This window comes from Acinetobacter beijerinckii CIP 110307 (assembly GCF_000369005.1).
In the GTDB taxonomy this organism is placed as follows: Bacteria; Pseudomonadota; Gammaproteobacteria; order Pseudomonadales; family Moraxellaceae; genus Acinetobacter; species Acinetobacter beijerinckii.
Genome location: NZ_KB849765.1, coordinates 213,845 through 226,427, shown reverse-complemented (window position 1 = coordinate 226,427; position 12,583 = coordinate 213,845). Strand labels below are relative to the sequence as shown.

Annotated in this window: 14 protein-coding genes; 4 read left to right on the top strand and 10 right to left on the bottom strand. The window is 38.2% G+C overall.

The annotated features are described in order from the left end of the window. The first annotated feature begins 21 nt into the window (after positions 1-21). The gene (locus F933_RS06600; RefSeq protein ID WP_005059677.1) at positions 22-663 is read left to right on the top strand and encodes a fumarylacetoacetate hydrolase family protein; all 642 of its coding nucleotides are present in this window, start codon (positions 22-24) and stop codon (positions 661-663) included. Positions 664-762: 99 nt separating this feature from the next. Here F933_RS06600 and F933_RS06595 read toward each other — a convergent pair whose 3' ends face one another. Beyond that, positions 763-1,563 carry a helix-turn-helix domain-containing protein gene (locus tag F933_RS06595; protein WP_005059675.1) on the bottom strand — a complete coding sequence of 267 codons (801 nt, stop codon included), beginning with the start codon at positions 1,561-1,563 and terminating at the stop codon, positions 763-765. Positions 1,564-1,670: 107 nt separating this feature from the next. Between F933_RS06595 and F933_RS06590 the strand changes: the two genes are divergently transcribed. Beyond that, entirely contained in the window at positions 1,671-2,579 is a 909-nt protein-coding gene (locus tag F933_RS06590; RefSeq protein ID WP_034710563.1) for a DMT family transporter, read from the top strand. Between the two features lies 1 nt (position 2,580). On the opposite strand, the gene F933_RS06585 is transcribed toward F933_RS06590, so the two are convergent. Both F933_RS06585 and F933_RS06580 read right to left on the bottom strand, forming a co-directional pair. Beyond that, entirely contained in the window at positions 2,581-3,387 is an 807-nt protein-coding gene (locus F933_RS06585; protein ID WP_005059655.1) for a tetratricopeptide repeat protein, read from the bottom strand. 113 nt (positions 3,388-3,500) lie between these two features. Continuing rightward, entirely contained in the window at positions 3,501-4,751 is a 1,251-nt protein-coding gene (locus F933_RS06580) for a YihY family inner membrane protein (protein ID WP_005051972.1), read from the bottom strand. A 112-nt stretch (positions 4,752-4,863) separates the two neighbouring features. On the opposite strand from F933_RS06580, the gene wrbA reads away from it, so the two are divergent. After that, positions 4,864-5,469 carry an NAD(P)H:quinone oxidoreductase gene (gene wrbA / locus F933_RS06575; RefSeq protein WP_005051971.1) on the top strand — a complete coding sequence of 202 codons (606 nt, stop codon included), beginning with the start codon at positions 4,864-4,866 and terminating at the stop codon, positions 5,467-5,469. Positions 5,470-5,508: 39 nt separating this feature from the next. On the opposite strand, the gene lgt is transcribed toward wrbA, so the two are convergent. Further along, complete coding sequence (gene lgt / locus F933_RS06570) at positions 5,509-6,321, bottom strand: prolipoprotein diacylglyceryl transferase (RefSeq protein WP_005051969.1); 813 nt, start codon at positions 6,319-6,321, stop codon at positions 5,509-5,511. A gap of 106 nt (positions 6,322-6,427) precedes the next feature. Here lgt and F933_RS06565 point away from each other — a divergent pair, with 106 nt between their 5' ends. Continuing rightward, positions 6,428-7,210, top strand: coding sequence for an NRDE family protein (locus F933_RS06565; protein ID WP_005059652.1), 783 nt, complete (start codon positions 6,428-6,430; stop codon positions 7,208-7,210). 48 nt (positions 7,211-7,258) lie between these two features. Here F933_RS06565 and F933_RS06560 read toward each other — a convergent pair whose 3' ends face one another. From F933_RS06560 to F933_RS06535, 6 genes are all read right to left on the bottom strand, one after another. Then, positions 7,259-9,589 carry a PhoX family protein gene (locus F933_RS06560; RefSeq protein ID WP_005059647.1) on the bottom strand — a complete coding sequence of 777 codons (2,331 nt, stop codon included), beginning with the start codon at positions 9,587-9,589 and terminating at the stop codon, positions 7,259-7,261. Between the two features lie 185 nt (positions 9,590-9,774). Further along, a complete protein-coding gene (gene tatC / locus F933_RS06555) occupies positions 9,775-10,479 on the bottom strand; it encodes a twin-arginine translocase subunit TatC (RefSeq protein ID WP_420805086.1) in 705 nt (234 codons plus the stop codon). A 71-nt stretch (positions 10,480-10,550) separates the two neighbouring features. Next, positions 10,551-10,994 (bottom strand): Sec-independent protein translocase protein TatB, encoded by a 444-nt coding sequence (gene tatB, locus F933_RS06550; RefSeq protein WP_005059645.1) that lies wholly within the window; start codon positions 10,992-10,994, stop codon positions 10,551-10,553. 12 nt (positions 10,995-11,006) lie between these two features. Continuing rightward, complete coding sequence (gene tatA, locus F933_RS06545) at positions 11,007-11,222, bottom strand: Sec-independent protein translocase subunit TatA (RefSeq protein WP_005059644.1); 216 nt, start codon at positions 11,220-11,222, stop codon at positions 11,007-11,009. A gap of 151 nt (positions 11,223-11,373) precedes the next feature. After that, positions 11,374-11,997, bottom strand: a complete 624-nt coding sequence (rdgB, locus tag F933_RS06540) for an RdgB/HAM1 family non-canonical purine NTP pyrophosphatase (protein WP_005059643.1) — start codon at positions 11,995-11,997, stop codon at positions 11,374-11,376. A 41-nt stretch (positions 11,998-12,038) separates the two neighbouring features. After that, positions 12,039-12,548: a hypothetical protein gene (locus tag F933_RS06535; protein ID WP_005059642.1), complete on the bottom strand. Its 510-nt coding sequence runs from the start codon at positions 12,546-12,548 to the stop codon at positions 12,039-12,041. Between the last annotated feature and the right edge of the window lie 35 nt (positions 12,549-12,583).

Below are 12,583 nucleotides of genomic sequence, written 5' to 3'. Positions count from 1 at the left end.
TTCAAGCAACAAGGAGCTTTCATGAGTACACGTCCATCAAAAATTGTTTGTGTTGGCAGAAACTATGCTGAGCATGCCAAAGAACTAGGAAATGCAATTCCTGACCGTGCAATTTTATTTATTAAACCCCCAAGTAGTCTTGCTGCTTTAAATCAAGGTATCAGTTGGAATTTAGACTTGGGTGAGTGTCATTATGAGTGTGAAATTTGTTTGCAAATTGCTCATCCGTTATCGCAAGAGAAAGATCCAATTAAAGCTTTAGAGGCTGTTGGTGCAGTGACTGCTGGGCTTGATTTAACTTTACGTGATTTGCAAGGTGACTTAAAAGCGAAAGGCGAGCCTTGGGAACGCGCGAAAGCATTTGATGGTGCTTGCCTATTAGCTGATTGGATCGAGATTGATGAAATCGGGGATTTACAAGAGTTAGAGTTGATCTTGAATATCAATGGTGTAGAACGTCAACATGGTTTCAGTCGAGATATGATTCGTGATATAGGGACTTTACTGGTTGAGATTAATCAGTGTTTTAGCTTGGAAGCAGGTGATGTGATCATGACTGGAACTCCAGCAGGCGTTGGAGCATTACGTGCAAATGATCAGCTCACGATGAAGTTGATTACCCAGTCTGGTGAATATGATTGGGATACTTTTGTAAAAGCTTAAATCATGATTTGAAACGTTGATATTCTGGTATCAACGTTTTCTTTTCATCCTCAGCACACCCACTTTTTAATCATAAATTCTAAATTTCACACCGTCTTGTTAACGACCTTGATACAACTTTCTGAATTGATCAGGAGTTAAATTCATCCAACGTTTAAACATGTAAATAAAAGCTGAAGAACTCGCATAACCTAGATCTAATGCAATGCTTTCAATGGTCTTCCCTTGGTTCAGCATCGACATGGCTTTCATAACTTTTAAACGTTGTCGCCATTCATGTAGTGACATACCTAATTCTTTTTGGCTGTAGCGTGCCAAAGTGCGTTCAGTCATGTTCATCATTTTAGCGAGTTCATCCAGTGTGCTGTTATCGGCTGGAAAAGTATGTAGATGATGGAGTATTTTTGCTAAGGCTGGGTGTTGAGTCGTTGGCAAATAACTGCCCACTAATTCAGCATGACCGAGCAAATCCAATAAAACTTGTAAAAGTCTTAAATATTCAGGATCGGCTTGTTCGAATGCATTTTTACGGATGTGTTCAAGTAATGAACTTACCAGTGGTGCAGACAATAATATACCTGCTTGGCGAGGCATGTTTTCACAAAGACTTTCATGAATGTAAAGCGTACAGTGCGTGACCTCATTCCGATTTATACCGCTGTGTTTTAAATTTGGCGGTAACCAGATTCCGTAGGGTGGTGGGGTTAAATAGTGGATTTGATCGATATTAACTTCTAAAACACCATCAAAGGTATAGATAAATTCTCCCCAAGCATGAGTATGCTCTGGATAAAATGTTTCTGCAGGTGCATCTCGAATACTGAGCCAAATGAGCTCAGGAATTTCATTATTTATCGGAATTTGCTGAAAGTCCTGAATCCTTTGTGCTGATTTTTTCATAATGTGAGAATTGCCTAAAAACACGCATTTATTGTCTGAATTTCACTATATCATGAAAATCTGACAGCTCTATATTGGTTCTCTAAGATGGGCTAGGGATTTTGATGATGGATGAGCGCAAGGCACTAGATACAAAAGCATCTAGTCTAATGATCGTACTTTGTATGATTTGGGGCTTACAACAAGTCATTTTAAAAATGGCGGCTCCTGATATCTCTCCCTTGATGCAAATTGCATTACGTTCAGGTTTAGCTGCACTTTTATTGCTGCCGTTATTATACTTTGATAAAGCTAGCCAACTTTTGAATCGACAGAATTTGAAAGCAGGTGCTTTGGTCGCATTTTTATTTTCCCTAGAATTCTTTTTATTAGCTCAAGCATTACAATTTACCTCTGCTTCACATGCTGTGGTATTGCTTTATACAGCCCCAATTTTTGTTGCATTAGGACTTCATTGGAAATTGCCTTCAGAGCGTTTAAGCGTATTGCAATGGTTAGGTATCGCAATTGCTTTCTTTGGGATTGTCGTTACTTTTATACGAGCAAAACCTAATGCGTCATCGATGATTGAACAGCACATGCTTTGGGGTGATTTACTTGCACTTGCTGCCGCGATTGCTTGGGCTGCAACAACAATCACAGTGCGATTATCGTCTTTAGCGCAGGCGGCAGTAACACAAACACTTTTTTATCAATTATCGGGTAGTTTTGTATTGTTGTTTGGACTGGCTATTTTTATGGGGCAAGCCAATATCAATTTCACCCCTTTAGTTTTAGGGAGTTTGGCATTCCATACTTTGGTCGTTTCATTTGCGAGTTTTTTAGCGTGGTTTTGGTTGCTACGAAATTATTTAGCATCCAGATTAGGGGTATTTTCATTTCTCACACCATTATTTGGAATGGCTTTTGGAATGTGGTTGCTCGATGAAAAAGTTGAGCTCAATTTTATAATGGGTACAGCATTGGTTTTAATGGGCATCTTGGTGGTAAGTTTACAAGGCTGGTTAAAGAAATAATTTAGTTGTAGCTGCCTAAGTGTTCATTTTCCATTTGAGCTGATGATTCAAAAGCTTTTACTTGTTGAACTTCAGCATAATCTTGTTCAAATTGTTTGAGTATCGTAGCTGCATCCTTATGACCATTTTGCACAGCTTTGTTTAGCCACTTACGCGCAATTTCAGCTTTAAAGTGCTGTTCATTTCTAAAATTTAATGCATGGAACATACCTAGACGAAATTGAGCTTCGACATCATTTTGTTCTGCTGCTTTTTCATACCAGTAAAGTGATTTGGACATATCTAGATTTACGCCACTACCCATCGAGTATTTATCGGCAATGACGCGTTGTGCGAGGCTATAGTTTTGTTTTGCTGCTTCTAAATACCACTTTGCCGCTTCATGAGGTGATTGAATAAGTCCTTTGCCTAAATCATACATCCAGCCGACAGTATATTGAGACCAAGCATCTCCTGCTTGAGCTTTCTCGAAAAACCAACGTGCGATTAATGGATTATCTTGCTTGAGGATTTGTATAATCAGTTCATAAGCTTTTTGATTTCCCGACACACTTTGTGCTTTTAACCATTCAAAAGCTTGAGAATCACCTTGATCTGCCGCCTTCTTAATCCAAATCAATGCTTGTTCATGATCTATTTCAGTACTAATTCCATCAAAATACATTTGTGCAAGACGAATTTGAGCGTTGGCATGTCCTTGTTCAGCTAGCTCAGTAGTTTTGTGAAATTCTCTTTCTGTAGGAGAGCTACACGCACACAGATTTAAACTAAGAATGAGTATGATCAGTAGGCTGATTTTATTCTTCATTGTTATAAATATAATTAAAAGTCATAGGGTTAAATTATAAACAAAGATCAAAGCGGAATTAAATTATTCAGATAAATGGTGATGCCATAGCCATGACATCACCAATCGATATTTTATTTCTGTTCAAAAATAGTCGAAAGTGGAATTGATAACTTGGCAGCTAAATAGTCATTACTATCCACTAATGAAGGACCGAGTCTTTCTATCCATTCATCATCTTGATGCACATTATTTACATCATCTCGAAGGGGCAGTGGATATGGTAAAGCAGTAAAGAAACTCCAAAAATCAACTTGCGCTAAATTTCGGACTAACACATAGTCATCTTTATCCGTTCGTTTAATCAGATTCTGCGCTTCAAGCTGTAAAATGAATGCAGGTAATCGACCTAACTCACCACGCCCAACAATGTTAAGTAATTCTTTCTCAGTAACGCTTTCACCAATTTGTTGTTTCTTATAAAACAGTTCCAACATGTCAAGTAGCATTAAAATTGGATGGCGCTTTTCTTCTTTGCCAGAATGAAAAGCGGTGAGAGCATAACTGACCTCAACCCCCAATAAAATGATATTCCAAGATAAATAAATCCACAGTAGAAAAATTGGAACAGCGGCAAAAGCACCATAAACGATTTCATAGCTGGTGAAGTTACTCATAATCCAGCCGAACAAACGTTTTAAGATTTCAAAAATACTGGCACTAAAACATGCAGCAATTGCAGCTGAGAAAATAGGTACAGTACGATTTGGAATTGTCCAATAGAGAATAAAGAAACCGACTATAGTGAGTAGAAAGGAAATCAGCCATAAGATGAAAGAGCCATCTAATTGATAACCAGCAAAGTTATTACTGAGTATATTCATCGATGCTACAGTTGAAGAAAGGACGAATGCACTGCCTAAAACAATCGGACCTAAAGAAATAATCGTCCAATACCGCATAAAACCGACTAAGCCTGTACGGGTTTCTTTTACTCGCCAAATGCGGTTAAACACCGTTTCAATTGAGGTCAGCATCAGCACCGTGGTGACAAATAAGAACAACACACCAATAATGGTGAGATTGCTAGATTTGTCTGTAAAAGCATTGAGTGCTTTATCAAAGGCAATGGTACTTTTTGGTAAAAAATTACTATAAATGAGTTGTTGGAGTTGTTGTCGAGCTGGTTCCAAGGCTTTGATTGATGAAATGATCACCAAGAAAACAGTTAGCATTGGAACAACTGCAAATAACGTTGTATAGGTGAGTGATCCAGCCTGATCTCTGCATCGGTCAGCCTCAAAACGTCGTAACACAAATACAATAAATTGAAACCATGTTTTCTCTAAAAAAGGCAAGTTTTTTAGATAACGGTTTATGCTCATGGGTTCTATCCTAATTATTTTTAATAAAATCCTATGCATTCATAGGAATTACTACCGCGAAAAGTATAAAAAATGTCGTATAGTGTTCTTTTTAACAAAATACTTGAAACTGATGCAACCTTACGTCCTTGTACTTTATTACAGTAAATATGGTTCAACTAAGCAAATGGCACATTTAATAGCCGATGGTGTTGAAGCTGCTGGCATAACGGCGCGTATTAGAACGGTGCCAAATTTAGCGCCAGTTGTGACGCAAGTAGAACCAAGTATTCCTAGTGATGGCGATATTTATTGTAGCTTAGATGATTTGGCACACTGTTCTGGTTTAGCACTTGGTTCACCAACTCGATTTGGAAACATGGCGAGTGAGATGAAATACTTTTGGGATCAAACCACAAGCTTATGGCTGAACGGTGCTTTACATGATAAACCTGCTTGTGTATTTACTTCTTCAGGTTCTATGCATGGCGGACAGGAAAGTACCTTATTGACCATGCTGCCACCTTTGTTTCATCACGGGATGATGATTTTAGGTTTACCAAATTCAATACCTGCATTGTCAAATACAAAAACAGGCGGTACACCTTATGGGGCGAGTCATGTGAGTGGACCACGTCATGATCAGAGTTTGAGCCAAGATGAAAAAATCTTATGTGAAGCTCAAGGCAAGCGTTTAGGTCAAGTTGTAAAAGCGCTATCTTCTAAGCTATCTAATTAAAAGAACAGTATTAAAAAAGGGAGCATTTGCTCCCTTTAATTATTTTTTGAGTTGCCAATCATAGATATTTTTACGGTAGGCATACCAAATCATCCAGAGGCCAATGATGATCATTGGGAAGCTCAGAATCTGTCCTTTAGTCATCCATCCGAATAAGATAAAACCCTGATCTGCATCGGGCTGACGGAAGAATTCCATAAAGAAACGTGCAATCCCATAACCCACCAAGAACAGAGCAGATACTGCCATACGCGGGCGAGGTTTAGAACTGAACCACCATAAGACAATGAAGAGAATCAGACCTTCGCAAATCGCTTGATAAATTTGAGATGGGTGACGGACTAGACCTAAAGGATCGGTTGGAAAAATCATACCAAATGCATAGTTTGGATCTTGAACTTCACGACCATAAAGTTCACCGCCAATAAAATTACCAAAACGACCAAACATCAATCCTGTAGGTACACATGGCGCGATAAAGTCTAAAGTCTCAAACCATGTCTTTTGGTATTTTTTACACCAAAATAGCATGGCAATAATCACACCGAGGAAACCACCGTGGAAACTCATTCCACCTGTCCAAACTTGGAATAACCATAGTGGATTTTCCAAAAACTTGCCAAACTCATAAAACAAGACATAACCAACACGCCCACCTAAAACCACGCCAAGTGCGCCGTAAAAGACGAGGTCTGAAATCATATCTCCTGTCCAACCATCACGCTGTTTTGCGCGATAAGAGGCCAAGCCCCAAGCACATAAAAATGCCAAGAGATACATAAGTCCGTACCAATGCACTTTCACTGGCCCTAAGCTCAAGGCAATTGGATCTATATTTGGATAGGTCAGCATTGCTGTTCCTCAATTTAGAATTTGAAATTAAGTTTTGAGCAGATTGTAGCGGAATGATGTGAAAAATGTTGTACATTCAATGTGTAAAGATGTGAGAACAAAATAAATGTGTATTGTTGCTTTTGCATGGCAAGTTCTTGAAGAGATGCCACTTTGTTTAATTTCAAATCGTGATGAATTTTATTATCGTCCTAGTGCTGTTTTACATGCGTGGGAGAATAGCTTGATTGTAGCAGGACAAGATTTAAAGTCAGGTGGAACATGGATGGGGGTGACTGCTTCGGGACGATGGGCAATCGTAACCAATTTTAGAAATGGTCGAGATCAGAGTGAATATGAAACTTCGCGTGGCAAACTCATTCAAGATTTTTTAGAAAGTGATTTAGCACCTATACGTTTTGCTCAACAACTGGAATGCAAACAACAGGATTATGCGGGATTCAACCTGTTTGTAGGTGATCGTGAGCAAGCGGTGTATATGAGCAATCGAGGTGAAGCACCGCAGGTTTTGGCAAATGGTGTGTATGTCGTTTCAAATGGTTTGATGTCTGAAGACTGGGAAAAAACCAAACATTTACGTAAACGCTTTACCCAAGAATTTTTACCGATGTTGCAACAATCTCAGATCCCTGAACAAGATTTACACCATACAGTATGGGATATTTTAGAGGACGAAAGAAAAATTATTCCAAATCTATTACCTGATACAGGGATTAGTAAAGAAATGGAAGAATTGCTTTCTTCAACTTTTATTCAAAGTCCAATTTATGGAACACGGTGTTCTAATTTCTTAAGGCTTGATTCAAAACAATGGCATTGGCTAGAGAAAACCCAGCATGGTGACCAGCAAGGAAGTTTGATTGAATTAACTATTCCATTATTAAAATAAAAAAGAGCCTATAATTACAGATAGGCTCTTTTGGGGTGATCTCAGGGCTTAACCTGCAATCACACCACCATCTTTACGAGTGATCACAACAGTCGCTGAACGTGGACGTGCAGTTTTGTTGCTTGGGTTCGTTTGGGTTGCTGGCCAGTTACTTGAAGGAGATGCATAGTCTGCAGATTCTTCACCGGGATGCTGAACATTGATAAAGATCGCTTTGTAATCTGGTGTCATTGCAATACCAGTGATTTCGCATTCTTTAGGTCCAACTAGGAAACGACGCAAGGTTTCATCTGTTACTTTCTTACCAACTAAGGTTTCAGTACCATTTGAAGACGTTGCTTTTGCTCCATCACCAATCTGACCTGGAAGTGCAGCGAGCATCATACAGTTCGTTACATCAGTATATGCGCCGTCATCTGTCTGAATCCAAAGAACACCGCGTGGGTCAAACCACATACCATCTGGACTTGAAAGATCATTATTATCTGTCAAACCTGAAAGGTTGATGTTTGCAGCCATAGAAGCTTCAGCACCAAATAGATAGATATCCCATTTGAAACTCTCAGCAGTAGTTAAGTCAGCATTTTCACGGAAACGAATAATATGACCGTTTACATTGCCTTTTTGAGTTTTTGTATTGTTATATAAGTCTTCGTAACTGCGAGGGTTTGCTGCATCTGTTGGATAGCTTGAACCACGGTTTGAGTTGTTGGTTAATGTAACGTAGACTTCACCATTTTCTGGATTAACCGTACACCATTCTGGACGATCCATTTTTGTTGCGCCTACAGCATCGGCTGCAAGACGAGCAAAAGTTACAACATCGGCTTGAGAGCTAAATGGATAAACTGTATTGCTTTGGTTCAAACCATTTTTACCAAAAGCTAATTCGATCCACTGGCCAGTACCATCATTATTGAATTTGGCAACATAAAGTTTACCCGCATTCATATATTTATCACCAGCAGCATAACCACCGTTGATATCTTTGATATCCCATTTTGCTTCTGAAACGAATTTGTAGATATATTCTCCACGAGAGTCATCACCCATATAGAATGCTAATGGTTGTCCAGCTATTGCACGGCAAGCACTATCCTCATGAGCAAAACGGCCTAATGAAGTACGTTTTACAGGATTTTGGCGGCCATCAAATGGATCAATTTCTACCATCCAACCAAATGTATTAGGACTATTGCGGTAGTCTTTTGTAGCAGCATCAGCTTTTACATCAGCTGACCAACGATCATATAAGTCTTGAGATTCGACACTGCCAACTGCAGTTTCCCAACCATAACGTGAATTTGTATTTAGATATTTAATTCGCCCTTGTTCATCTAAGTTTGGTATCTTATTTTTTTGAGCATCTAAAATATAAATAATTTCGCCTTTTTCATTCTTCTTAGGCGTCCCATCTGGATTCTTTTCATATTGATAATCAATAGATAAACCTAAACCATAGCGTTTAAGTGCAATTTCTTCTGTTGCAGTACGTTGGTATTTATCAGTTCCTGAACGCTTAAAATAACCAATAAAGTTTTCTTCAGTCGTTAGGTATGTTCCCCAAGGTGTATAACCATTACCGCAGTTATTATGTGTACCACGAGTTTGGCGAGCTGCTGGAGAGTAAGCAGTGGAGAGAAGTGGTGAACCTGCAGCAGCACCTGCAAAGTCCATTATAGTTGAGCCTGTAATGCGGCGGTTAAAAACTGAGTTCTTAACAACTTCTATCTTTTGTGAATTTTTATCTTTTTTGATTTCGATAACAGAAACACCGTGAGCATTCACTTCACGAATAACTTCATCTTCAGGTCGACGACCAGCAACTTTTGTTGGACCTTTAGGATGCAAGAACGTCGGGTTGATATATTCGTGGTTCATGACTAATAAGCCACGATCTGAAACACTTTCATCAAAACGTTGTGTTGTTGAATTCATGCCGAAATAGTGCATACCATCATGGCAGTCGCCAGAACGGAATTGGAAACTTGGGCCAGAAGGAATGTTGTTATCATCCCATGCACCGTATGTAGGATTGATTGAATCGCCTAAAGCATATAATACAGTAGCCTCATAACCTTCAGGAACTGTTACGATGTCATTTTGATTTTTAGCAACAGGAGAGAAGTTTAGTTTTTCTGGTTTTTTATTTGGATCAACAGGTGTTGGCGGTGTTCCACCGTTATTGCTCGAATTATTATCGTCGTCGTTACAGCCAGTTAATGTCGATGCTAAAGTTAATGCTACAGCACCACTCGCAGTTTTAGTGATGAGACTACGACGGCTAATATGCTGTTCTAAAATGTCACGGAAATGAGAATTATCCGATGTGTTGTTATCCAACTCTTGATCTTCATGATATGGCGATAGCTCGGTCATGGAATTTTTCCTAATAAATATAACAGTTGTTCTAAAAGTTTTCCCCCCACAAACTTAATGTTTAAATGTGACGAAGCATTGACACTTGTGTGACAGCTTTGTGAAAAATCAATTAAAAATTAAAGTAATAAATTTAAAAAACAGGCGTGAAGCCTGTTTGTATTTATAAGAACAAAACTATTAAGTTATTTTTTTTTTTCGATGATCTTGCCAAAAAACAATCCAATCTCAAACAATAACCACATCGGAACGGCTAACATGATCATAGAAATTGCATCAGGTGGGGTAATAAACATTGCCACGAAAAAACATCCAACAATGATAAATCTTCGTTTCTCAATCAAACTTTGTGTACTCACGACTCCAATCAGAATCAAAAGTAGTGTGATCACTGGAATTTCGAAGGTTAAACCAAAGACAAGAAACAGCTTTAAGCAGAATGCTAGGTAGCTATTGATATCTGTCATTGGCGCTACAGTTTCAGGTGAAACACTAATGAAAAAATGTAAAATCGAAGGTAAAGCAACAAAATATGCAAAGGCAATTCCAGCATAAAATAGAAAAATACTGCTTAGTAATAACGGAAGTGCAAGTGTCTTTTCTCGTTCATATAATGCAGGTTTAGCAAATGCCCAAATTTGATAAATAATAAAAGGCATTGCTAACATCAGTGCAACAAAAAAGTTCAGCTTAAAAGGTGCCATGAATGTTGCAGTCACATCTGTTGCGATCATTGATGAGCTAACAGGAAGCTGAGCTCGCAAAGGTTCAGAAAGTAACTGATAGGTGCGATTTGCAAACGGCAATAGACAAAAGAATAAGAGTAGCAAAATCCCAACGACTTTGAATAAATGCTGACGCAAGATCATTAAATGCTTGGTAATCGGCATTTCTTCAAGTTCAATCTTTTGCTTTGATTCCTCAATCGATTGAGCAGGTAACTGAGAATGAGAGGATGTACTCATACGGCCACCTTAAATTCTGGTTGATGATCTGATGTAGAAAAAATAGTTGTCTGAGCCTTTAGAATATATTTTTCCACATACACAAATGATGGATGCTCTTTCATATAGTGATAAATCGGATAACTAATGTTATCTGTTGTTTGTTCTTGTTTACTTGGTTGAACAAACATTTCTCGTTTTTGTTGTTCGAGTTCAGACATTTGAGCTTGCATTTTTTGTTCTAGTTCAGCAATACGTTGCATTTCTTGCTGCATTTGCTCGCGTAATTCAGATAGACGTAATTCACGATCAATATCGTTTTGCACATTACTGACAAGACGCTTCACTTTGCCATACCATTTCCCGACAAATCGAGCTGCTTCAGGTAATTTATCAGGTCCAAGCACAAGTAAGGCAATAATGCCGAACACCAATAGTTCGGACATTCCTACATCTAACATATGGTTGCTCGCTTAGCTTTTTATTGAGCTTTCAGTATTTTTTACTTGAGCATCAATAGTACGAGGTTCATTGAGAGATGCAGTTGCTTCATCATCTTTCATTGATTTTTTAAAATCTTTTACTGCACCACCAACATCTTTACCTAAGTTTTTAAGTTTGGCTGTACCAAATAATAAAATAACCACGATTGCAAAAATGAGTACATGCCAAATTGATAAACCAGCCATAATTTTATTCCTATAAAACTTTGGTTATATCTCAACAGTTTGGCATGACAAAGATGTGACACTTATATTGCAATTTTAAGACAAATGAATAGACGTAAATCGAGAGAGAATATGAAAAAGCCCAAATTTGCATTTGGGCTTATCAATCAACTTATACAAGGCTCGCTTTAAAGAGCTGCATGGCTTGACCACGATGACTGATATTATTTTTATCAACTTTACTGAGCTCAGCACTCGAAAGATTCAGCTCAGGTAACCAAAATAAAGGATCATAACCAAATCCGTTTTCGCCGCGTGCTGCTTCTAAAATTTCACCTTTCCAAATACCTTGAAAGATTTGTGGAAGAGGATCTTCTGCATGTGTGACAAGTGCCAATACGCATACAAACATGCCTTCAATGGTTTCGCCATCTTTACGCAAAGGTGCAAGATCAGCCAATAATTTTTGGTTGTTGGCTGCATCATTGCCATGTTCACCTGCATAGCGTGCAGAGTAGATGCCTGGTGCACCCTCTAAGATTGGAACACATAAACCAGAGTCATCTGCAATCGCAGGTTTACCTGATAGCTTAGATGCATGGCGAGCTTTGATAATTGCATTTTCTACAAAGCTTAGACCATCTTCAATCGCATCTTCAATATCAAGTTTGCCTTGAGCAATGATCTCGACGGGTAGATTGAGCTGTTGAAATAGGTGATCAAATTCTGCAATTTTACCCTTGTTATTACTTGCAAGCACAAGGCTGCCTTGGGTGAGCCATGATTGAGTAGACATTGTAAAATCTCGATATATTAAATGGAGTGAAGTATACCAATTTAGTAACGGATTAAACTTTCAATCCATGTTTCAAAATAAGGATAAGTATTTTTTGCATCTTTAGTGATTTCCATGATTACTCTATGTTCAGATTTTGAATACTTTTTTGCAAAATCTAAAAATGTTTGATTTATCTTTTTATCATTTTCTGGATAAGATGTGGCTTCAAATGACCCATGTGTGTGCGCGAGTAACCATAAATAATCATCAAAATTTTTTGCAACTACACCAATTTCGCCTTCTGATCCAAGAAAAATGATAGGTTGTTCAAGGATTTCCTTATCTTTATTCACTAGCCAAAAAGCAGCATATCCTCCAGTTCCATCTTGCCCAAACACTAAAAAAGGAGTCACATCAATTTCATGATTTCCTGTCCATGCTTTTAACCAGTCATTTGTTTCTTGTTCTAATAAAAAGTTTTCATATGGTTCAAAATCAATTCCATTGCCATCTTCATAATCAAACTCAAGCTGATGAAGTTGAGTTAGCAAAGGGGGAAATTGATACATGTCTATCTCCATTTTTATTGTTGATAATGAATTCA